Annotated in this window: 19 protein-coding genes; 11 read left to right on the top strand and 8 right to left on the bottom strand. The window is 56.5% G+C overall.

Going from position 1 to position 21,573, the window contains the following annotated elements:
• Positions 1–211 precede the first annotated feature (211 nt).
• Positions 212–1,414 (top strand): sodium/glutamate symporter, encoded by a 1,203-nt coding sequence (gene gltS / locus AM329_RS17535; RefSeq protein WP_023315156.1) that lies wholly within the window; start codon positions 212–214, stop codon positions 1,412–1,414.
• 3 nt (positions 1,415–1,417) lie between these two features.
• On the opposite strand, the gene recG is transcribed toward gltS, so the two are convergent.
• The 5 genes from recG to gmk are packed head-to-tail and all read right to left on the bottom strand — an operon-like array spanning position 1,418 to position 7,284.
• Positions 1,418–3,499 carry an ATP-dependent DNA helicase RecG gene (gene recG / locus AM329_RS17530; protein ID WP_015570052.1) on the bottom strand — a complete coding sequence of 694 codons (2,082 nt, stop codon included), beginning with the start codon at positions 3,497–3,499 and terminating at the stop codon, positions 1,418–1,420.
• Positions 3,500–3,502: 3 nt separating this feature from the next.
• Positions 3,503–4,192, bottom strand: a complete 690-nt coding sequence (gene trmH / locus AM329_RS17525; RefSeq protein ID WP_003860922.1) for a tRNA (guanosine(18)-2'-O)-methyltransferase TrmH — start codon at positions 4,190–4,192, stop codon at positions 3,503–3,505.
• A 4-nt stretch (positions 4,193–4,196) separates the two neighbouring features.
• Entirely contained in the window at positions 4,197–6,311 is a 2,115-nt protein-coding gene (gene spoT / locus AM329_RS17520) for a bifunctional GTP diphosphokinase/guanosine-3',5'-bis pyrophosphate 3'-pyrophosphohydrolase (RefSeq protein ID WP_003860921.1), read from the bottom strand.
• Positions 6,312–6,330: 19 nt separating this feature from the next.
• Entirely contained in the window at positions 6,331–6,606 is a 276-nt protein-coding gene (gene rpoZ, locus AM329_RS17515; RefSeq protein ID WP_000135058.1) for a DNA-directed RNA polymerase subunit omega, read from the bottom strand.
• A gap of 54 nt (positions 6,607–6,660) precedes the next feature.
• A complete protein-coding gene (gene gmk, locus AM329_RS17510; protein ID WP_006177710.1) occupies positions 6,661–7,284 on the bottom strand; it encodes a guanylate kinase in 624 nt (207 codons plus the stop codon).
• Between the two features lie 250 nt (positions 7,285–7,534).
• Between gmk and ligB the strand changes: the two genes are divergently transcribed.
• From ligB to etk, 8 genes are all read left to right on the top strand, one after another.
• Positions 7,535–9,205 (top strand): NAD-dependent DNA ligase LigB, encoded by a 1,671-nt coding sequence (gene ligB / locus AM329_RS17505; RefSeq protein WP_032608189.1) that lies wholly within the window; start codon positions 7,535–7,537, stop codon positions 9,203–9,205.
• Positions 9,206–9,913: 708 nt separating this feature from the next.
• The gene (locus tag AM329_RS17500; RefSeq protein ID WP_022650140.1) at positions 9,914–10,210 is read left to right on the top strand and encodes a hypothetical protein; all 297 of its coding nucleotides are present in this window, start codon (positions 9,914–9,916) and stop codon (positions 10,208–10,210) included.
• 115 nt (positions 10,211–10,325) lie between these two features.
• The gene (locus tag AM329_RS17495) at positions 10,326–10,970 is read left to right on the top strand and encodes a YjbF family lipoprotein (RefSeq protein WP_032608191.1); all 645 of its coding nucleotides are present in this window, start codon (positions 10,326–10,328) and stop codon (positions 10,968–10,970) included.
• The gene (locus tag AM329_RS17490) at positions 10,967–11,704 is read left to right on the top strand and encodes a capsule biosynthesis GfcC family protein (protein WP_032608192.1); all 738 of its coding nucleotides are present in this window, start codon (positions 10,967–10,969) and stop codon (positions 11,702–11,704) included. Before AM329_RS17495 ends, AM329_RS17490 begins: the two co-directional genes overlap by 4 nt.
• Positions 11,704–13,797: a YjbH domain-containing protein gene (locus tag AM329_RS17485; RefSeq protein ID WP_072163320.1), complete on the top strand. Its 2,094-nt coding sequence runs from the start codon at positions 11,704–11,706 to the stop codon at positions 13,795–13,797. Before AM329_RS17490 ends, AM329_RS17485 begins: the two co-directional genes overlap by 1 nt.
• 43 nt (positions 13,798–13,840) lie before the next feature.
• Positions 13,841–14,974: a polysaccharide export protein gene (locus tag AM329_RS17480; protein WP_003860914.1), complete on the top strand. Its 1,134-nt coding sequence runs from the start codon at positions 13,841–13,843 to the stop codon at positions 14,972–14,974.
• Positions 14,962–15,405 (top strand): protein-tyrosine-phosphatase, encoded by a 444-nt coding sequence (locus tag AM329_RS17475; protein ID WP_015570047.1) that lies wholly within the window; start codon positions 14,962–14,964, stop codon positions 15,403–15,405. Before AM329_RS17480 ends, AM329_RS17475 begins: the two co-directional genes overlap by 13 nt.
• Positions 15,406–15,427: 22 nt before the next feature.
• Complete coding sequence (gene etk, locus AM329_RS17470; protein ID WP_032608195.1) at positions 15,428–17,605, top strand: tyrosine-protein kinase; 2,178 nt, start codon at positions 15,428–15,430, stop codon at positions 17,603–17,605.
• Positions 17,606–17,631: 26 nt separating this feature from the next.
• Here the strand turns inward: etk and AM329_RS17465 are convergent, their stop codons facing one another.
• Both AM329_RS17465 and AM329_RS17460 read right to left on the bottom strand, forming a co-directional pair.
• A complete protein-coding gene (locus tag AM329_RS17465) occupies positions 17,632–18,249 on the bottom strand; it encodes a trimeric intracellular cation channel family protein (RefSeq protein WP_015570045.1) in 618 nt (205 codons plus the stop codon).
• 208 nt (positions 18,250–18,457) lie between these two features.
• A complete protein-coding gene (locus AM329_RS17460; protein WP_003860907.1) occupies positions 18,458–19,321 on the bottom strand; it encodes a YicC/YloC family endoribonuclease in 864 nt (287 codons plus the stop codon).
• A 125-nt stretch (positions 19,322–19,446) separates the two neighbouring features.
• Here AM329_RS17460 and rph point away from each other — a divergent pair, with 125 nt between their 5' ends.
• Entirely contained in the window at positions 19,447–20,163 is a 717-nt protein-coding gene (gene rph, locus AM329_RS17450) for a ribonuclease PH (protein ID WP_015570044.1), read from the top strand.
• Positions 20,164–20,229: 66 nt separating this feature from the next.
• Positions 20,230–20,871 carry an orotate phosphoribosyltransferase gene (pyrE, locus tag AM329_RS17445; RefSeq protein ID WP_003860903.1) on the top strand — a complete coding sequence of 214 codons (642 nt, stop codon included), beginning with the start codon at positions 20,230–20,232 and terminating at the stop codon, positions 20,869–20,871.
• Between the two features lie 82 nt (positions 20,872–20,953).
• Here the strand turns inward: pyrE and slmA are convergent, their stop codons facing one another.
• Positions 20,954–21,550: a nucleoid occlusion factor SlmA gene (slmA, locus tag AM329_RS17440; RefSeq protein WP_003860901.1), complete on the bottom strand. Its 597-nt coding sequence runs from the start codon at positions 21,548–21,550 to the stop codon at positions 20,954–20,956.
• Between the last annotated feature and the right edge of the window lie 23 nt (positions 21,551–21,573).

Below are 21,573 nucleotides of genomic sequence, written 5' to 3'. Positions count from 1 at the left end.
CGGTGGAAAAGCGGGCATTTTAGCTGACCACCTGGTAAAAGCAAACGATTGCCAGCAAAAAAAAGAGAGAAAATCTGCCGGTGTGAGCAGCTTTTCTACAACGAACAGGAAAAAAAAATTACACTTTTCGCGCCGGCGGCTCATGACGAGCATCACCCGGCCCAGGATAACGCCGCGTGTGTATGGAATACGCGCATAACAGGAGCCTTTTATGATTCATCTCGATACGTTGTCGACCCTTGTTGCCGCAACGCTGGTTCTTCTGCTTGGTCGCAAGCTGGTACACAGTGTTTCCTTTCTGAAAAAGTACACCATTCCTGAACCCGTCGCCGGTGGTTTGCTGGTGGCGCTGGCCCTGCTGATACTGAAAAAAAGCATGGGCTGGGAAATCGATTTTGATATGTCCCTGAAAGATCCGTTGATGCTGGCCTTCTTTGCCACTATCGGCCTGAACGCTAACCTCGCAAGCCTGCGTTCGGGTGGCAAGGTGCTGGGCGTGTTTCTGATTGTTGTGGTGGGCCTGCTTCTGATGCAAAACGCCATCGGCATCGGTATGGCGTCATTGCTGGGGCTGGATCCGCTGATGGGTCTGCTGGCGGGGTCGATTACCCTGTCAGGTGGCCACGGAACTGGCGCGGCGTGGAGCAAGCTGTTCATCGAACGCTATGGCTTTGAAAACGCAACGGAAGTGGCGATGGCCTGCGCGACCTTTGGCCTGGTGCTTGGCGGGCTGATTGGCGGCCCGGTGGCGCGCTATCTGGTGAAACACTCCACCACGCCGGAAGGCAGGCCAGACGATGAAATGGTGCCGACCGCATTTGAAAAACCGGACGTTGGCCGTAGTATCACCTCGCTGGTGATGATTGAAACCATCGCCATGATTGCTATCTGCCTCACCGTGGGCAAAATCGTTGCGCAATGGCTGGCGGGAACGGCTTTCGAACTGCCAACCTTTGTCTGCGTGCTGTTTATCGGGGTGATCCTGAGCAACGGTCTGGCGCAGATGGGCTTCTACCGCGTCTTTGAGCGCGCAGTGTCCGTGCTGGGGAACGTCAGCCTGTCGCTGTTCCTGGCGATGGCGCTGATGAGCCTCAAGCTGTGGGAACTGGCCTCGCTGGCGCTGCCGATGGTGGCGATCCTGGCGGTACAGGCCGTGTTTATGGCGCTGTATGCCATCTTTGTTACCTGGCGCATGATGGGCAAAAACTATGATGCGGCGGTACTGGCAGCGGGCCACTGTGGGTTTGGACTGGGGGCAACGCCAACGGCCATCGCAAACATGCAGGCGATCACTGAACGGTTCGGTCCGTCGCACATGGCGTTTCTGGTGGTGCCGATGGTGGGGGCATTCTTCATTGATATCGTCAACGCGCTGGTCATTAAGCTCTACCTGATGCTGCCGATGTTTGGCTGATCGTCAGGCGTTGGAATACCGCTCGGTTTCCGGCATCCAGCGTTCAATTAACGCTGCCGCCTGTTCGGGGTAGCGTTCATGAATATGACGCGCAAGGCGTTGTACTTCGGGGATCATGGCCTGATCGCGCAACAAATCCGCCACTTTAAATTCGGCGTTACCCGTCTGACGCGTGCCCAGCAGTTCACCCGGGCCGCGGATCTCCAGATCTTTTTGCGCAATGACGAAGCCGTCATTGCTGTCGCGTAATACCTGCAAACGCATCTGCGCGGTTTTCGACAGCGGGGCTTTGTAGAGCAGCACGCAGTGAGAGGCGATCGCGCCACGGCCCACGCGGCCTCGTAGCTGGTGGAGCTGCGCCAGGCCCAGGCGCTCCGGGTTCTCAATAATCATCAGGCTGGAGTTCGGCACGTCCACGCCCACTTCGATAACCGTGGTCGCAACGAGTAAATGCAGTTCACCCTGTTTGAACGACTGCATCACCGCCTGCTTTTCGGCAGGCTTCATGCGCCCGTGAACCAGACCGACGTTCAGCTCCGGCAGGGCGAGCTTTAACTCTTCCCATGTGGCTTCGGCAGCCTGCGCTTCCAGCAGCTCAGACTCTTCAATCAGGGTACAGACCCAGTAAGCCTGACGTCCTTCGTGGGTGCAGGCGTTGCGCACGCGGTCAATGATGTCGCTGCGGCGCGTGTCCGGAATGGCGACCGTTGTCACCGGCGTACGACCCGGGGGGAGTTCGTCGATGGTGGAGGTATCCAGATCGGCATAGGCCGTCATCGCCAGGGTGCGCGGAATCGGCGTGGCGGTCATGATCAGCTGATGCGGGTGGAAGCCCTGTTGCAGACCTTTCTCCCACAACGCCAGACGCTGATGAACACCAAAGCGGTGCTGTTCGTCGATAATCACCAGCGCCAGGCCGTTAAACTGCACCTGTTCCTGGAAAATGGCGTGCGTGCCGACAATCATCTGCACCTGCCCGCTGGCTATCGCCTCCTGCTGCGCAAGGCGCGCTTTGCCCTTCTGCTTCCCGGCCAGCCAGCCCACTTCAATTCCCAGCGGGGCAAACCAGTTACGGAAATTGTTGGCGTGCTGCTCGGCCAGCAGTTCCGTCGGTGCCATCAGCGCCACCTGCTTGCCGTGGGCGATAGCGCGCAAAGCGGCCAGCGCGGCGACCAGCGTTTTACCGGAACCCACATCGCCCTGCACCAGGCGCATCATCGGCACATCCAGCGCCATATCGCGTTCGATCTCGGCGGTCACCCGCGCCTGGGCGCCGGTGGGTTTAAACGGCAGTGAGGCCAGCAGCTTATCTTTGAGCTCATCACGCTGGCTTAATGGCTGCGCGTGGAAACGCTGCGCACCTGCGCGCAGGGCCAGCATGCTCAGGTTGTGAGCCAGTAATTCCTCAAGGATAAGACGCCGTTGGGCGGGGTGTTTACCGCTCTCTAAATCAACAAGCTGAAGCGTTGGCGGTGGGCGGTGCAGGGTGCGCAACGCCTCTGGCAGGCTCATCATGCCCTGCGCCAGCTCCGGCGGCAGCAGCTCGTTAATGGCGCAGGTATCGAGCAGCTCCAGCGCCTGGTCGGTGAGCTTGCGCAGCGTAGCCTGCTTAATGCCTTCAGTGGTTGGATAGACCGGCGTGAGCGTCTCCTGTAGCTCAGGTGAGCTGAGATCGCCCTGCACGCGGTATTCCGGGTGGATCATCTCCGCGCCGTATTTGCCCCGTTTGGCTTCACCGTACGCAAGTACGCGTCGTCCAGTGGCAAGGCTGTTTTTCATTGCCGCATTGAAGTTGAAAAAGCGCATGGTAAGAATACCGGTGCCGTCGCTGATCTGGCAGGTCATCATCCTGCGTCCGCCAAAGGTGATGTTGCAGTTCAGCACTTCCCCTTCAACGGTGGCGTAAATAGCGGGCAGCAGATCGCCAATTTTATAAAGCTGAGTACGGTCTTCGTAACGCAGGGGGAGGTGGAGCAGGAGATCCTGCACGGTGTGCAGGCCAATCTTCGCCAGTTTACTGCTTTGTGCCGCGCCCACGCCCGTCAGGCTGTTGAGCGGTATAGCGTCCAGCAGGCGGCCTTTCATGATTTATCCCGCGTACTGCATGGTGGACCACCACTCGGCATCGGCTTCAATTTCGCCCTGCGCGTTGACGTGGGGGTAAGGCAATTTCTTCTGCTTCGCAACGCGAGCCAGCACCGGATAGCCACCTTCAAACAGCAGGCGCTGCTGCTCCTCTTCCGGCAGCATGCTGTTGCTGCGCTCGTACATTCCGGCATTCTGACGCTGGCGCTGCGCTTCATACAGGATCAGCGCTGAGGCGACCGACACGTTGAGTGACTGGACCATGCCAATCATCGGAATGATGATGTCCCGATCGGCCAAATCCAGTGCTTCCTGCGTGATCCCCGTTTTCTCCTGGCCCATTAAAATACAGGTCGGACGGGTGTAGTCGATCTCACGGAAATCCACGGCTTTAGCAGAGAGGTTGGTTGCCAGAACCTGCATGCCACGCCCTTTCAGGTGCGAGACCGCTTCACCAATAGTCTGGTGAGTTTTCACGGATACCCAGCTGTTGCTGCCTGCGGCGGTGGAGGCCATGGTACGCATACGTGCGCCTGGCCAGACGGCGTGGACTTCATGCACGCCGACGGCATCTGCGGTGCGGACGATAGCAGAGACGTTATGAGGTTTATGGACCTGCTCCATGCAGACCGTCAGATCAGGCTGACGCCTGGCGAGCATTTCGCAGATTCGCTCGTAACGTTTTGAATTCATAATGCTAGTTTCGGTTACGGGTGACTTTAATGACATCCGGCATCACGCGGATCTTGCGCATAATATTTGCCAGATGCACGCGGTCACGGGCGGTCAGGCGAATAAAGGCGCTGTAAACGCGGCCATCTTTTTCTTCCGTATTCAGGCTTTGAATGTTGGACGAGGCCGTGTTAATCGCTGCCGTCAGGTTCGCCAGTGCACCCTGGTGGTTGAACATATCCACCTTGATTTCAGTGATAAATTCCTGCGCCGTCTCTTTATCCCACTCGACCGCCATGAACTTCTCAGGCTCTTTCTGATAGCCACGGATGTTACGGCAGGATTCGTGGTGGATCACCAGCCCTTTACCCGGGCTGACGTGCGCAATAATCGGGTCGCCTGGGATAGGACGGCAGCATTTGGCGAAGGTGATGAGCACACCGTCAGCGCCTTTGATCGGCAGGTGACCATGATTTTGCGTGGTGGCAGGAACGGCTGTCGTTTCACCTTGTTGCAGGTTCTTCGCCACGACCACGCTCATGGCGTTGCCGAGACCAATCTCTGCCAGCAGGTCATCCAGCGAGGCGAGCTTCATACGCTCCAGCTCATGCTGAATGTTTTCTGGCGGGATCTCTGCCAGTTTGCGGCTGCCACCCAGCGCGTGATTGAGCAGACGACGCCCCAGGCTAACGGAGTCGTCGCGCTTAAGGTTTTTCAGCAGCTGGCGGATTTTTGCGCGCGCTTTTGAGCTCACGACAAAGTTCAGCCAAGCGGCGTTAGGACGTGCCCCCGGCGCGGTAATGATCTCCACCGTCTGTCCGCTGAAGAGCGGCTGCGACAGCGGATAAGGCTGCCTGTCGACGCGGGCACCTACGCAGGCATGGCCGATATCGGTATGCACGGCGTAAGCGAAGTCGACCGGTGTCGCGCCCGCAGGCAGTTCGACAATGCGCCCTTCCGGCGTGAAAACGTAAATCTCATCCGGGAAGAGATCGGATTTAACGCTCTCGATAAATTCAAACGAGCTACCTGCGCTCTGTTGCAGCTCCAGCAGGCTCTGCATCCAGCGCTGGGCGCGGATTTGCGCGGTGGTGCTGCTTTCACCACCGTGCTCTTTATAGGCCCAGTGTGCCGCGACACCCATTTCCGCCATCTGATCCATGTCTTCGGTACGAATTTGCACCTCAACCGGAACGCCGTGCGGGCCAATCATCGAGGTGTGCAAAGACTGGTATCCGTTCGCTTTTGGAATGGCGATGTAATCTTTGACGCGCCCCGGGCGTGGCTTGTACAGGCTATGCATCTGCCCCAGCACGCGGTAGCAGGTGTCCGAGTCGTGGACGATCACGCGGAATGCGTAGATATCCATGATCGAGTGAAAACGCTGCTCTTTGAGCACCATTTTGCAGTAGATAGAGTACAAATGCTTTTCGCGACCGCTCACGCGGCACGGAATGCCCGCTTCCTGCAAACGCCCTTCGATTTCAGAGAGGATCTTTTGAATCATCTCTTTACGGTTACCGCGAGCGGCTTTCACCACCTCTTTAATCACGCGATAGCGGTTCGGGTACAACGCCTCAAAACCCAGCTCTTCCAGCTCGGTTTTAATGTGATGAATACCTAAACGGTGCGCCAGCGGACTGTAGATTTCGAGGGTTTCACGGGCGATGCGGCGACGTTTATCCGGGCGAAGTGAGCCCAGCGTGCGCATATTGTGGGTGCGGTCAGCGAGTTTGATGAGGATGACGCGGATATCCTGCACCATCGCCATGATCATCTTGCGAAAGTTTTCGGCCTGCGCCTCTTTCTTGTCGCGGAATTTCAGCTTATCAAGCTTAGAGACCCCTTCCACCAGCTCGGCAACGCTTTTGCCAAACAGCTGTTCCATGTCCTGGTAGGTGGCAGGGGTATCTTCAATCACGTCATGCAGCAGGGCGGCCATCAGCGTTTCGTAGTCGAGTTTCATCTCGGCCAGAATACAGGCCACCGCTACCGGGTGCGTGATATAGGGTTCACCGCTTGAACGTGTCTGGCCCTCGTGAGCGTCACGTGCAACGAGATACGCCTGCTGAAGACGCTTAATCTGGTCTTCAGGCAGGTAGGTTTGAATCAGTTGATTCAGGCTTTCAAACAGATACAAGGGCGACCCGCAGGTTTAATTAACGACGACCTTCAGCAATAGCGGTAACAGCTTGTAATTCAGCGGCTTCCTGCTCTTGCTGCTCCTGGCGCTCACGCACGTCGAGGATCTGGTTGTTGATCAGACCTTCTTCGATTTCGCGAAGTGCAATAACGGTGGTTTTATCGTTTTCTTCCGGTACCAGCGGATCTTTACCGCCTACCTGCATCTGACGAGCGCGACGCGCGGCGACCAGCACCAGGTCAAAACGGTTACCAATTTTCTCTACAGCGTCCTGAACAGTTACGCGTGCCATACTTAAAATGCTCCACAGGTGAAGAAATGACTGGGCATGATACTGAAAGTGGGTTCAGTCTGCCAACAGTTTGGTGATTAATGCGTCATGTCGCTGCTTCTGGCGGCTCATACGCAGGCGTTCTGCGCGAAGGATAGTTTTGAGATCGCTCAGCGCGGCATCAAAATCATCATTCACAATAAGGTAATCATATTCCGCGTAATGGCTCATTTCTGCAACAGCCTGCGCCATACGCTTCGCGATAACTTCTTCGCTGTCCTGGCCGCGACCACGCAGGCGGCGATCCAGTTCATCTTTCGATGGCGGTAAAATAAAGATACTGCGCGAATCAGGCATTTTCTTACGAATTTGCTGCGCGCCCTGCCAGTCGATATCCAGGAACACGTTCACGCCGGTCGCCAGAACCTGCTCAATGGTTTCACGCGAAGTACCGTAGTAGTTACCGAATACTTCTGCGTGTTCAAGAAACGCGTCTCTGCCAATCATCGCTCTGAATTCGTCGTGATTTACAAAGAAATAATGTTCACCGTGCACTTCACCCGGACGCGGTGCTCGCGTGGTGTGAGAAACAGAAACCTGCGTATCGTACAACGGTTGGGTTTTTAACAGTGCCTGAATAAGGCTGGATTTACCCGCGCCACTAGGGGCAGAAACAATATAAAGCGTGCCTTGAGCCATGAGAGTCTTTTGTATGTGTTAACGAAGAAGTCCTACATACGGGCTTATTATACACGTCGCCGCTGTGTGACGTAGTCTTTGTCACACTTTTTCCCCCGGATGATTAAATTTTGCGTGCCGTTTTCAGCTTTTACCTTCCTTTTGCTGCAACAAAAACAATGCGCTGAAGCGCGCTCGTAAAATGCATTTTTGCAGCTGGTCTACGGCTCCCGGGCAGGGTATACCCTTCGCAAAACAGGGAGGGGTAATAATGGTGAAATGGATAAGCATACTGATGATCTTCTTAAGCAGCGGGGCGATGGCTATCTGCCCGGTCTGGTCACCGGCTAAAGCCGGGCAGGAGATCGCGGCCCTGAAGGCGCAGCTGACCCGCTGGAATGAAGATTACTGGAAGCAGGGCAGCAGCGAGGTGAGCGACGACGTTTACGACAGGCTTAACGGCCGCTTAAAACAGTGGCAGCGCTGTTTTCACGATGAGCCGCTGCACGACGATCGCCCTGCCGCCAGCGGGACGGTGAAGCATCCCTTCGCCCATACCGGCGTGCATAAAGTAGAAAGCAAGCAGGCGCTTAGCCGCTGGATGGCGACGCAGCAGGATCTCTGGGTACAGCCAAAGGTGGATGGTGTTGCGGTCACCCTGGTCTACAAAAACGGCAAGCTGGCGCAGGCGATCAGCCGGGGCGACGGCTTACAGGGGGAAGAGTGGACGGCACAGGCGCGAATGATCCCCGCTATTCCGCAAACACTGGCCGGGCCGCTTGTCAACAGCGTGTTGCAGGGGGAACTTTTTCTGCTGCGCGAGGGGCATATCCAGCAGCGGATGGGGGGGATGAACGCGCGTGCGAAGGTAGCGGGGGCGATGATGCGCGCGACCGATCGCGCAGCGCTGAAGCAGACAGGCATTTTTATCTGGGCCTGGCCGAACGGCCCAAAAGTGATGAAAGCACGCCTTTCCGCGCTGGCGGAGGCTGGTTTTACCCTGACGGCGCGCTATACCCTGCCGGTTAAAAACGCGGCTGACGTGGAAGCGCAGCGGACGGCCTGGTTTAAGGCTTCGTTGCCCTTCGCCACGGATGGCATCGTGGTCCGCGCCTCGGCAGAGCCGCCGGGCGAGGAGTGGCTGCCGGGGGAAGGAAGTTGGGTCGTCGCATGGAAATACCTTCCTGTGGCCCAGGTGACGGAAGTCAAAGCGATTCACTTTACCGTTGGCCGTACCGGGCGGATCACCGCGATTGCGCAGCTTGAGCCGCTGATGCTCGACGATAAACGCGTACAGCGCGTCAGCTTAGGGTCAGTTAACCGCTGGCAGAGGCTGGATATTGCCCCCGGCGATCAGGTGCTGGTAAGCCTGGCGGGACAAGGTATTCCCCGGCTGGATAACGTGGTGTGGCGCAATGTGGATCGCCGTAAACCACAGCCGCCCTCATCGCGCTATAACGGCTTAACCTGTTTCTATGCCTCCCCGGAGTGCATGGAGCAATTTTTTGCCCGGCTGACGTGGCTAAGTTCCAGGCAGGCGTTAGATATCGAAGGTATGGGCGAATCAGGATGGCGGACCCTCTATCAGGGGCATCGGTTTGAGCACCTCTTCTCCTGGCTACAGCTCACGCAGGCGCAGCTCACCGCGACGCCGGGGATATCGGCATCGCATGGCGCTGCGCTGTGGCATCAGTTTAACCTGGCGCGGGAGCGTCCTTTTATCCGCTGGATCACCGCGATGGGAATACCACTGGCCCGGTCGACGATCAAGGCGGCAGGGGATCGCACCTGGCAGGCGCTGATTCAGCGAAGCGAAGCGGAGTGGCGGATGCTACCGGGTGTCGGGCAGGAGAAAGCCCGCCAGATCGTAAACTGGCTGCATCAGCCTCAGATTGATGCCCTGGCAAAGTGGCTGGCCGCAGAGCACATCGGTGGATTTTAATCTGCGTGCGCTCCTGAACAGACTGGCGAGGGAGGAAAACATTTTCGCTGCCGTGAAATAGCGTATTTATGAGACGCGGTTTATATACGCAATAATTATGAATACAAATGAATTATTCATGATAAATATATTTTGAGGAAATATTATTCCCGATCCTGATTTCAGGGTTTACTCTGCTTGTGTTTTTATTTTTCTCGAGAGGTTGGTTTAATTGATCTCAATCATTATTAATCGAGAACACTAGCCGGTAATGAAGGCGTTATAGGTGATGTAGTCTGTGTGCTTGACGTGGTTTTGCTTTTAATTTCAGTTGGTTAAATGTTTAATTAATAATATATTGAGTTTTTTCTGGTTAACAATTGGTCATATTTATTCTGCCGGAAATCATTGCGTCAAATTATTATAAGAATTATCTTATCCAAAATTTTTAAGGTAGTTACCGCTGGGGTGCATTTTGCATCACTTCTGCGTTTTCCTTTCTTTTTGCACCCCGTGAGGGAGTTAACTATCTGAACTCCAATTGAAGCAATTAAGGGTACCGAAATATATCCTGGCGGTTTATATGCGCTGGTGTTCAGAGCCCAGGGCTTTTACATGGATGATTTTCCGTCCCTGTCGGGCCGGAATTCAGCCCCGGGCTTTATGCCCGTTAACCGGGACCTGGTTTCCAGGTGCTCATATTTTCCTTCATTTGAATGAGGACCAAAAATGAAAAGGACGCTTTGTACAGTGCTGACGGCACTCACGCTGGCGACTGCCTTGCCTGCTATAGGCGCTACCACCGAAGCAGGTAGCACCAGCGCAGCAACAACCGGAACAACAACCGGAGCAACGGTGGGAACTACCGCTGGCACTACGGGGGGACTGGCGGCAGGGGCGATTGGGACAACCGCTGTTGTCACCACCGCTGCGATTGCCGGCGTAGCGACGTTAGCCGTTGTCGCGGCAAGCGACAGTGGCGATGACTCAAGCAATGGTACTTCCACGACGACAGTTACCCGCTAAGGCTGGTGCGCAAGGCGATATAACCTTGCGCTGAACAGCGCAACGACTTGACCCGGCGTCGATATCAAAGCCGGGTATTTAATTGATTTCAATGTTATTTAATCAAGGATTTCTGGTGAGACTGTTTATTCTGCTCATCATGACTCTGCTGATCCAGGGGTGTACGCCGAGCCAGCAGAGCATTATTGAGACCTTTAACGCCAGTCTGGACGGGCGCCAGGATGTGACGGTAACGGACGGGCAGATTCAGGCGCTCCCATACTCAACCATGTACCTGCGACTGGATAATGGCCCGAGGATCCTGGTGGTTCTCGGATACATCGAACAGGGAAACAGTAAATGGTTATCGCAGGATAATGCGATGATCGTCACGCATAACGGTCGCCTTATCCACACGCTCAAGCTTCCTTATAACCTGCTTGAGGTAACCAATCTTGAGCACGATCCGCTGCGCCACACGCCGCAGCTCCGCGACGGCAGCCAGTGGTCGCGTGATGTGCGCTGGCAGGAAAAGGGGCGGTATCGCTCCGCACACCTGACCTCGCGCTTCTCCCTGAGCGGGACGGAAAACCTGACCCTTGCCGGAAACACGCTACGTTGTCAGGTCTGGCAGGAGGCGGTGCAGGCCGACGGCCTCGATCGTCGCTGGCATAACACCTTCTGGATTGATTCCGCTACCGGCCAGGTACGCCAGAGCAAACAGATGCTCGGCGCGGGCGTATTCCCTGTCGCCATGACGATGTTGAAGCCCGCCCCATGAACAGACTCAGAAAATGGTTACCTGGCGTAGGGCTATCTCTCTTCAGCCTGTCCGCCCTATGCGCAAGCGTCGTTACCGTGCATCAGCCGGGCAAAACGTGGTCTGCTGAACCGGCTGATACGCTCTCCCGGCTGGTCACCCAGCCGCAGCTGAACAACGTCTGGTGGCAGGGGGCTGTCATCGCAACCCCTTCCGCCACGCTGCGCGCGCAACAGACGCAACAGCAGGTGCTGGCGTCGCTTTCAGCCTGGCAGAATCGCGCCGATGACGAGCGGATCGCGACCATTCGCGCTGTCGCTGCACAGATCCGCTCCCTGCGGATCGTCGGGCGGCAGTTTGTCAGCCTCGACCCAGATGCCGTGCGTACCGACGCCCGCGGCGATCGCTCCCTTGAGGGCCGTTACGATCTGTGGCTCTCTCCTGCGCCCCGTACCGTCACGCTGATGGGGGCGGTCGTCACGCCGGGGAAACGGGCCTGGCGACCGGGCGCAAGCATCCGGGACTACTTACAGGGGCAGTTGCGGCTGGCCGGCGCCGACAGGAATAACGTGACCGTTATCGATCCTGACGGCAGTACGGTTGTTGCGCCGGTGGGGTACTGGAACGCACGCCATATTGAAGCAGAGCCGGGCGCTGTTCTGTGGGTGGGGTTTGATCCCCGGGCGGTACCGGACGATTTTACCGGTCTGAATGAGCAAATCGTTGCGCTCCTGACGCGGCGGATACCTGACTGATGAACAAACTTTTTTTACTGAGCGGCCTTGCTCTGGCGATCTCTTCTGCCTGCCACGCGGAGCTGCGTACCTGGCCCGATCCGACCGGACCGTCACAGTCCGATTTTGGCGGCACCGGCCTGATGCAAATGCCCGACGCGCGCTTTGGCCGGGAAGGGGAATTCAGCGTCAACTACCGCGATAACAACCAGTACCGTTTTTACTCCTCTTCGGTCGTGCTCTTCCCGTGGCTGGAAGGGACAATTCGCTATACCGACGTCCGCACCCGTAAATACAGCAGCGACGAGGATTTCAGCGGCGATCAAAGCTACAAGGATAAGTCGTTCGACTTTAAAGTTCGTCTGTGGGAAGAGGACTATAGCCTGCCGCAGGTGGCGCTCGGCAAGCGTGATATTGCAGGCACCGGCCTGTTCGATGGTGAATATCTGGTTGCCAGTAAAATGGCCGGACCGGTCGATTTTACCTTTGGAATAGCCTGGGGATATCCCGGTAATAGCGACAACGTGGGTAACCCGCTTTGCCATGACAACAATAAGTATTGCACCCGCGGCGAGTCGCATGATGCCGGAGATATCAGCTTTAGCGATATGTTTCGTGGTCCGGCGTCTCTGTTTGGCGGCCTCCAGTATCAGACGCCCTGGCAGCCCCTGCGCCTGAAGCTTGAGTATGACGGCAACAATTATGCCGATGATTTTGCCGGCTCCATTAAGCAGTCGAGCCATATTAACGTGGGGGCGGTCTATCGCGTTGCCGACTGGGCCGATCTCAACCTCAGCTACGAGCGCGGCAATACGCTGATGTTTGGCTTCACCCTGCGGACCAACTTTAACGACCTGCGCCCCGCGCTGCGTGATAACCCGAAACCGGCCTGGCAACCGGCACCGGCAGGCGAGACGCTGGACTATACCTCTGCGGCGAACCAGCTCACCGCGCTTAAGTACAACGCAGGCTTCGATGCGCCGGAGATCCTTCAGCACGGCAATACCTTATACATGACCGGCGAACAGTATCGCTATCGCGATCCGCGCGAAGCGGTGGATCGTGCCAACCGTATTCTGATCAATAACCTGCCCGACGGGGTCGACACGATCGCTATCACCCAGCAGCGTGATCATCTGCCGCTGGTCACGACGCAAACCGATGTCGCCAGCCTGCGCAAACAGTTGGCGGGGCAGCCGCTCGGCCAGGAGGAGGCGCTCAGGCAGCAGCGCGTCGAGCCTGTGGATACCACAGCATTCGGGCGTGGCTACCGTATTCGCGCCGATCGCTTCAGCTACAGCGTTAAACCGACGCTGGCGCAGTCGCTGGGCGGTCCGGAAGATTTCTATATGTTCCAGGTGGGGGTGATGGCCAGCGCCAGCTACTGGCTGACCGATCGTCTGCTGCTCGACGGCGGCGTGTTCGCCAACCTCTATAACAACTACGACAAGTTCAAATCCTCGCTACTTCCCGCTGACTCCAGCCTGCCGCGCGTCAGAACCCATATTCGCGATTATGTCAGCAATGACGTCTACATCAACAACTTACAAGCCAACTATGTCGATGCGCTGGGGAACGGCTTCTATGCCCAGATTTATGGCGGCTACCTCGAAACCATGTACGGCGGCGTGGGAGCAGAGGCGCTCTGGCGCCCGCTGGATAGCGACTGGGCGCTGGGCGTGGATGCGAATTACGTCAAGCAGCGCGACTGGGACGACATGATGCGCTTCACCGACTACAGCGTGCCAACCGGATTTATCACCGCCTACTGGAACCCGGCGAAGCTCAACAGTGTGCTAATGAAGCTGAGCGTCGGGCAGTACCTGGCGAAGGATAAAGGCGCCACCCTCGACGTCGCGAAGCGATTCGACAGCGGCGTGACGGTAGGCGTCTGGGCGGCGCTGACCAACGTCTCGAAAGAGGATTATGGCGAAGGTGGCTTTAGCAAAGGCTTCTACATCTCGATCCCGCTTGATCTGATGACGATCGGCCCAAATCGCAACCGGGCGGTGGTCTCGTGGACGCCTCTCACGCGTGATGGCGGCCAGATGTTAGGCCGTAAATATCAGCTCTATGACATGACGTCAGAACGCGAAACCCCGGTAGGGCAGTAGTACCGGATGAAACAGGCATTACTTAACCAGATGATTTTCCTGAATGAAAAACGTTAAATTTTCCGTGCTGGCGTTGGCTATGATGGCGTTAAGCGGTTGTACTATCGTACCGGGCCAGGGACTTAGCACCCAGGGCAAAGATATTATCGATCTGCCTGACAGCAATTACGATCTGAATAAGATGGTCAACGTCTATCCTCTCACGCCGGGGCTGGTGGAGCAGTTGCTGCCTGGCAAAGTCGACTCCCGCGCGAATCCTGAACTGGATCGCCAGCTTCAGAACTACCAATATTGCATCGGCGTCGGCGACGTGCTGATGGTTACCGTCTGGGACCACCCGGAGCTGACCACCCCCGCAGGTCAGTACCGCAGCGCCAGCGATACGGGCAACTGGGTGAATGCCGATGGCACGATCTTCTACCCCTATATCGGCAAAATCCGCGTCGTCGGCAAAACGCTGGCCCAGGTGCGCGATGAGATCGCCGCCCGGCTGGACTCGGTGATTGAGAGCCCGCAGGTGGATGTCAGCGTCGCGGCATTCCGCTCGCAAAAAGCCTACGTGACGGGCGAAGTGGCTAAGTCGGGCCAGCAGCCCATCACCAACATTCCGCTGACGATAATGGATGCGATCAATGCGGCTGGCGGCCTGACATCTGAGGCGGACTGGCGCCATGTGGTGCTGACCCACAACGGCCAGGACACGCACATTTCGCTCTACGCGCTGATGCAGCGCGGCGATCTCACCCAGAACAAACTCCTCTATCCGGGCGATATCCTCTTCATTCCCCGTAATGACGACCTGAAAGTGTTTGTCATGGGCGAGGTGGGTAAACAGAGCACCCTGAAGATGGACCGTAGCGGCATGACGCTGGCGGAAGCGCTGGGTAATGCACAGGGCGTGAATCAGGATATGGCCGACGCCACCGGAATCTTTGTGATTCGTCCGTTGCAGGGCAAGCAGAACGGCAAAATCGCCAACGTCTACCAGCTTAACGCCCGGGATGCCACCGCGATGGTGTTGAGCACCGAATTTCAGCTTGAGCCTTACGACATCGTCTATGTCACCACCGCGCCGCTGGTGCGCTGGAACCGCGTGATCTCTCAGCTTGTGCCGACCATTACCGGCGTACATGACCTGACTGAAACAGGGAGATATATCAGAACATGGCCAAACTAACGTTTAACGCCATCCTGGTGATCTGTACCGGCAATATCTGCCGCTCTCCCATTGGGGAACGGCTGCTGCGCCGGCTGCTTCCCGCTGCCCGGGTCGATTCAGCGGGAACGTGTGGCCTGGAAGGGCGCACCGCCGATTCACAGGCGACAGAGATCGCCGCCGAACGCGGCACCCTGCTTGAGGGCCACGTGGCGCGCAGGCTCACCCCCGCCATGGTGCGCGACTACGATCTGATTCTGGCGATGGAGCTGGAACATATCGAGCAGGTCACGGCTATCGCACCGGAGGCGCGCGGCAAAATGATGCTCTTTGGTCACTGGACGGGCAGAAAAGAGATCCCGGACCCCTACCGTAAAAACCGGGACGCATTTGAATATGTTTATGGGCTGCTGGAGCAGGCCAGTCTGGAATGGGCGAAACGGCTCAGTTAATCACACGGGATAGTTACGTTTTATGTCAACAAATAACCTTCACGCCCATGATGCGTCTGCCGCGAATAACGAGATCGATCTTGTGCGCCTGTTGGGTGAGCTGCTCGACCACCGAAAATTCATTCTCATCCTTACCGCGCTGTTCACGCTGGTGGCCCTGCTTTATGCGCTCTTTGCCACACCGGTTTATCAGGCCGATGCGCTGATACAGGTGGAACAGAAGCAGGGCAACGCGCTACTCAGTAACCTTAGCGAGTTCATCCCTGACTCCTCGCCGGAGTCGGCACCGGAGCTTCAGCTTCTCCAGTCGCGCATGATCCTCGGTAAAACGATTGATGACCTGAACCTGCGCACGCAGGTAAGTGAAAACTATTTTCCCCTTGTCGGACGCGGCTGGGCGCGGCTCACCGGCCAACAGCCTGGCATCGTCGATATCCGTATGCTCAATCTTCCCCCTGTCGCGGGCCGGGCGCAAAAGCTGACGCTGACCGTCGGCGAGAAGGGCCACTATCAGCTGGAAGGCGATAATGTGACGTTACAGGGCGTTGTGGGACAACCCCTGAGCGCGGCGAATATCGCCATTACCATTGCCGATATCCAGGCGAAGCCGGGTACGCAATTTACGATTACACAGCAGAGTGAGCTGGAGGCCATTGACGCGCTACAGCTGCGTTTTTCCGTGAGCGAGCGCAGCAAGGACAGCGGGATGCTTGGCCTGACCATCATGGGAGAAGATCCCGATGAGATGGCTCGCGTGCTTAACTGCATCGCCGACAACTATTTACAACAGAACGTGGCTCGCCAGGCGGCGCAGGATGCGAAAAGCCTGCAATTTTTGAAGCAGCAGCTTCCGCAGGTACGCAGCGAGCTGGACCAGGCCGAGGAGAAGCTCAACCGCTATCGCCAGCAAAACGACTCCGTTGACCTGAACCTGGAGGCAAAAGCGGTGCTGGAGCAGATTGTAAATGCGGACAATCAGCTCAATGAACTGACCTTCCGGGAAGCGGAAATTTCGCAGCTCTACAAAAAAGATCACCCCACCTACCGGGCGCTGATTGAGAAACGCCAGACGCTGGAGCAGGAAAAAAACCGCCTGAATAAACGGGTATCGTCCATGCCGTCAACCCAGCAGGAGGTCTTGCGCCTGAGCCGTGATGTGGAGTCGGGACGCGTTATCTACCAGCAGCTGCTTAACCGCGAACAGGAGCTGAGCATCGCCCGGTCGAGCGCAATTGGTAACGTCCGCATTATCGATCCGGCCGTGACCCGGCCGCAGCCAGTCAAGCCGAAAAAAGCGCTGGTCGTCGTTCTGGGGGTTCTCCTGGGTCTGTTCGTCTCTGCGGGCTGGATCCTGGCGCGCAGTATGCTGCGTATGGGCATTGAAACGCCGGAGCAGCTGGAGGAGCACGGGATTAACGTCTATGCCACCGTACCGCTGTCAGAATGGCTGGCTAAAAAGATGCGTTTGCGTAAAAAAGACTTTATGTCCCCAGGGCTGCGCCATAAGACCAAACATATCCCCTTCCTGGCGGCGGATAATCCGGTCGATCTCTCCGTGGAGGCGATTCGCGGCCTGCGCACCAGCCTGCATTTCGCGATGATGGAGTCAGCGAACAATATACTGATGATCTCTGGCGCCACGCCTGACAGCGGTAAAACCTTTGTCAGCAGTACCCTGGCGGCCGTCGTGGCGCAGGCGGGCCAGAAAGTGCTCTATATTGATGCGGATATGCGTCGCGGGTATGCCCATGATCTGTTTAAGCTCGACAATACCTGCGGCTTGTCGGAGATGTTGTCCGGTAAGGCGGAGTATACCCAGGGCGTTCAGACCTTCGATAAAGGCGGGTTCGATACCATCGTGCGCGGGCAGATCCCTCCTAATCCGGCGGAGCTTCTGATGCATACGCGTTTCCAGCAGCTGCTGGACTGGGCGAATGAACGCTACGATCTGGTGATTATCGATACGCCACCGATCCTGGCGGTCACCGACGCGGCGGTTGTCGGCCGTCGCGCAGGCACCACGCTGCTGGTCGCCCGCTTCGGGATGAACAGCGTGAAGGAGATGCTGGTCTGTGTACAGCGTCTGGAGCAGAGTGGCGTCAATACCAAAGGAGTGATTCTCAACGGCGTCGTTAAGCGGGCAAGCAACGCTTACGGCTACGGCTACCATCACTACGGTTACAACTATTCGAGTAACTGATTATCCGGCGCCTGCCCGTTCTGACATTAATGCGCATTGTGTTTGTAATGAAAAACGGGCAGGCCCAGCTTCAGGCGCAATGCCAGCATACGCGCGGTGAAACCAAACAGCAGGGTGGAGATAACCACCACATCGTGGCTGGTGACATAGTGCTGCAAGGCGACGTAAAGCACTGCCGCAGCAAAGGAGATGCCGGCATACAGTTCCTTCTGGAAAACCAGCGGGATACGTTTGCAGAACATATCCCGCAGCACCCCGCCAAACACGCCCGTGATCACGGCAGCAATGGTGGCGATAACCGGGCCTTCACCCATATCGAGAGCGATTTGTGCGCCAATGATGGAAAAAACAATCAGCCCAAGCGCATCCAGCACCAGGAACACGCGGCGCAGATGAGGCATCACCGGGGCCACAATCGTGGTTAGCACGGCTGCCGTTGCCACGATAATGACGTACTCAGGGTTTTTTACCCAGCCGAGCGGATAATGGCCAAGCAGGATATCGCGTACGGACCCGCCGCCGAGCGCGGTGGCTGTGGCAATGATAATCACGCCGAAGGTGTCCATACGGCGACGTCCGGCAGCGAGCGCGCCGGTCATGGCTTCTGCGGTAATGCCAATAAGATAAAGAATGTGAAGCAGCATAAACCCTCCGGAATGAAGAGAAGGAGATTAGCGATTTGTGCGGAAGATCACGATTGAGATTTTCTAAGGTGAGGGGGTTTGCCCTACAGAAAATTATCAACGCATGCCAGGCAGGCTTGATATAAGGCGGGATAGAAAGGAAGTAGGGCTAAGAAAGGATTAGAAAAAGTAATGGGTGGTATGCGAGGCAATACCACCCTGAAAGGAATTACTCGATATTCTGGATCTGCTCGCGCATCTGCTCAATCAGGACCTTCAGTTCAATCGCTGAATTGGTTACCTCTGCATTGATAGACTTAGACGCCAGCGTGTTCGACTCGCGATTGAACTCCTGCATCATAAAGTCGAGACGGCGGCCTACCGCTTCTTTCTTCTTCAGAATGTTGTAGGTCTCTTTAACGTGCGCTTCCAGACGATCCAGCTCTTCAGCCACGTCCACACGCTGCGCCATCAGCACCAGCTCTTGTTCCAGACGGTTGTTTTCCAGCTGGACTTCCGCCTCTTCCAGTTTGGCGACAAGACGCTCACGCTGCCATTGCAGCACTTCTGGCATATGAGCGCGCACTTTAGCGACTTCGGCGCTCACGCCCTCAAGGCGTTGCTCAATCATCGCTTTCAGCGCCTGGCCTTCGGTTTCGCGGGCAACGATAAAGTCGTCCAGCGTGCCGTCGAGTGCAGCCAGGATCTCAGCGGTAATCGCGTCCAGATCCTGCTCTCCGGCGGCCATCACGCCAGGCCAGCGCAGAATATCAACCGGGTTGATCTCGCCTTCATCGCTTTGCATTTTGACCCAGTTCGCCGCATTAACCAGCTGTTTTGCCAACTTTTCGTTCAGGATCAGTTCGCCCTGTGCACTGGCATCGGGCTCAAAACGTAGGTTACATTCCACTTTCCCGCGGGTCAGACGCGTACGGATACGCTCACGCACCACAGGCTCCAGGCTGCGGAACTGTTCCGGCATACGGAAATACGTTTCCAGATAGCGCTGGTTTACCGAGCGCATTTCCCAGGTAGCGCTACCCCAGCTACCCTTGATTTCACGCCGGGCGTAGGCGGTCATACTGCGGATCATAGACATTCCCGTTTTTAAAGGAGAGATGGGGGGATTATAGCTTTCAGGGGCTTCTCAGGATAGGAATAAGCGTCCTTTATCCGTATAATGCGCAGCCACATTCGTTTCAAGCCGGAGAATCCATCATGCGTCCAGCAGGTCGTAGCGCCAACCAGGTGCGTCCCGTCACCCTGACCCGTAACTATACAAAACACGCTGAAGGCTCCGTGCTGGTTGAGTTTGGTGACACCAAGGTGCTTTGCACCGCGTCCATTGAAGAGGGCGTGCCTCGCTTCCTGAAAGGTCAGGGCCAGGGGTGGATCACCGCCGAATACGGTATGTTGCCGCGCGCAACCCATACCCGTAATGCCCGTGAAGCGGCAAAAGGTAAGCAGGGCGGCCGTACTATGGAGATTCAGCGCCTGATCGCGCGTGCGCTCCGCGCCGCGGTTGACCTGAAAACGTTGGGTGAGTTCACCATCACGCTGGACTGCGACGTGATCCAGGCCGATGGTGGCACGCGTACGGCCTCTATTACCGGTGCCTGTGTGGCGCTGGCAGACGCCCTGAACAAGCTGGTTGCCGCCGGTAAGCTGAAAACCAACCCAATGAAAGGGATGGTTGCTGCTGTCTCCGTTGGTATCGTTAACGGCGAAGCGCTTTGCGATCTGGAATACGTTGAAGATTCTGCCGCAGAAACCGACATGAACGTGGTGATGACCGAAGATGGTCGCATCATTGAAGTGCAGGGTACGGCAGAAGGCGAGCCATTCACCCACGAAGAACTGCTCACCTTGCTGGCGTTGGCCCGAGGGGGAATCGAATCTATTGTAGCGACGCAGAAAGCGGCGTTAGAAAATTGATTTTAAGGCGACCAATGAGTCGCCTTTTTTTTGCCTGTAAGACTGAAAAGACAAAGGAGCAAATCCATGAAATCGTATCAGCGCCAGTTTATTGAGTTTGCGCTTAACAAGCAGGTACTTAAGTTTGGCGAGTTCACGCTGAAATCCGGGCGTAAAAGCCCGTATTTCTTCAACGCCGGGCTGTTTAATACCGGGCGCGACCTGGCACTGTTAGGCCGCTTCTATGCCGAAGCGCTGGTGGATTCCGGGATTGATTTCGACCTGCTGTTTGGCCCCGCGTACAAAGGCATTCCAATCGCAACCACCACGGCGGTGGCGCTGGCGGAGCACCATGACCGCGACGTACCGTACTGCTTTAACCGTAAAGAGGCCAAAACCCACGGTGAAGGCGGCAATCTGGTAGGCAGCGCGTTGCAGGGCCGCGTGATGCTGGTGGATGACGTGATCACCGCAGGTACCGCGATCCGTGAATCGATGGAGATAATCCAGGCTAACGGTGCAACCCTTGCGGGCGTGCTGATTTCGCTCGATCGTCAGGAGCGTGGGCGCGGCGACATCTCTGCTATTCAGGAAGTGGAGCGCGACTACAACTGCAAAGTGACGTCGATTATCACCCTGAAAGATCTGATTGCGTATCTGGAAGAGAAGCCTGAGATGGCTGATCATCTGGCGGCGGTGCGTCAATACCGCGAAGAGTTTGGCGTATAATTCAATTGCCCGGTGGCGCTGCGCTTACCGGGCCTACCCGTTCGTAGGCCGGATAAGGCGAAGCCGCCATCCGGCGATGGCGTTACTGTAACTGAGCAGCCACTAACGGCCAGCGGGCGTCAAAATCGTCCGTTGGTCGATATTTAAACTCGCTGCGCACAAACCGGGAGAGCATCCCTTCGCAAAATGCCAGGATCTGGCTTGCCAGCAGGGTCTCATCCGTATTATATCCCTCGCCTTCCCGCATTTTCTTCTCGCGCAGAACCTGACGCAGCTGGGCTTCGATACGCTCAAAAAGCTGGTTTATACGGCCTTGCAGACGATCCTGTTCAAACATCAGCGCGTGGCCGGTCAGAATACGGGTCAGACCCGGGTTACGTTCACCAAAGCCCAGAATCAGCAGCACAATCAGACGCAGACGCGTGCTGGTGTCTTTTTCATCCTTCAGAATCAGGTTGATGCGCGTGATCAGGCTGTCTTCGATAAACTCGATCAGGCTGTCAAACATCCGGGTTTTGCTCGGGAAATGACGATACAGCGCCGCCTCTGACACGCCCACAGAGGCCGCCAGTTTTGCGGTGGTGATGCGTTGACTGCCGTCGCTGGATTCAAGCATCAGAGCCAGAGATTGAAGTATTTCTTCGCGACGATTCCTTTTCGCGGTTTGTTTTTCTGCCATGTTACAAAATACCCCTGAAAATA

Origin of the sequence: Enterobacter cloacae complex sp. AR_0002, from assembly GCF_001922365.1 — a bacterium.
In the GTDB taxonomy this organism is placed as follows: domain Bacteria; phylum Pseudomonadota; class Gammaproteobacteria; order Enterobacterales; family Enterobacteriaceae; genus Enterobacter; species Enterobacter hormaechei_C.
This window is presented reverse-complemented; position numbering and strand designations above follow the sequence as displayed.

Excerpts from the sequence above, each read along its gene's own strand:
- gltS (WP_023315156.1), top strand. The coding sequence starts at position 212 with ATGATTCATCTCGATACGTTGTCGACCCTTGTTGCCGCAACGCTGGTT.
- recG (WP_015570052.1), bottom strand. The coding sequence starts at position 3,499 with ATGAAAGGCCGCCTGCTGGACGCTATACCGCTCAACAGCCTGACGGGC.
- trmH (WP_003860922.1), bottom strand. The coding sequence starts at position 4,192 with ATGAATTCAAAACGTTACGAGCGAATCTGCGAAATGCTCGCCAGGCGT.
- rpoZ (WP_000135058.1), bottom strand. The coding sequence starts at position 6,606 with ATGGCACGCGTAACTGTTCAGGACGCTGTAGAGAAAATTGGTAACCGT.
- gmk (WP_006177710.1), bottom strand. The coding sequence starts at position 7,284 with ATGGCTCAAGGCACGCTTTATATTGTTTCTGCCCCTAGTGGCGCGGGT.
- ligB (WP_032608189.1), top strand. The coding sequence starts at position 7,535 with ATGGTGAAATGGATAAGCATACTGATGATCTTCTTAAGCAGCGGGGCG.
- AM329_RS17500 (WP_022650140.1), top strand. The coding sequence starts at position 9,914 with ATGAAAAGGACGCTTTGTACAGTGCTGACGGCACTCACGCTGGCGACT.
- AM329_RS17490 (WP_032608192.1), top strand. The coding sequence starts at position 10,967 with ATGAACAGACTCAGAAAATGGTTACCTGGCGTAGGGCTATCTCTCTTC.
- AM329_RS17485 (WP_072163320.1), top strand. The coding sequence starts at position 11,704 with ATGAACAAACTTTTTTTACTGAGCGGCCTTGCTCTGGCGATCTCTTCT.
- AM329_RS17480 (WP_003860914.1), top strand. The coding sequence starts at position 13,841 with ATGAAAAACGTTAAATTTTCCGTGCTGGCGTTGGCTATGATGGCGTTA.
- AM329_RS17475 (WP_015570047.1), top strand. The coding sequence starts at position 14,962 with ATGGCCAAACTAACGTTTAACGCCATCCTGGTGATCTGTACCGGCAAT.
- etk (WP_032608195.1), top strand. The coding sequence starts at position 15,428 with ATGTCAACAAATAACCTTCACGCCCATGATGCGTCTGCCGCGAATAAC.
- AM329_RS17465 (WP_015570045.1), bottom strand. The coding sequence starts at position 18,249 with ATGCTGCTTCACATTCTTTATCTTATTGGCATTACCGCAGAAGCCATG.
- AM329_RS17460 (WP_003860907.1), bottom strand. The coding sequence starts at position 19,321 with ATGATCCGCAGTATGACCGCCTACGCCCGGCGTGAAATCAAGGGTAGC.
- rph (WP_015570044.1), top strand. The coding sequence starts at position 19,447 with ATGCGTCCAGCAGGTCGTAGCGCCAACCAGGTGCGTCCCGTCACCCTG.
- pyrE (WP_003860903.1), top strand. The coding sequence starts at position 20,230 with ATGAAATCGTATCAGCGCCAGTTTATTGAGTTTGCGCTTAACAAGCAG.
- slmA (WP_003860901.1), bottom strand. The coding sequence starts at position 21,550 with ATGGCAGAAAAACAAACCGCGAAAAGGAATCGTCGCGAAGAAATACTT.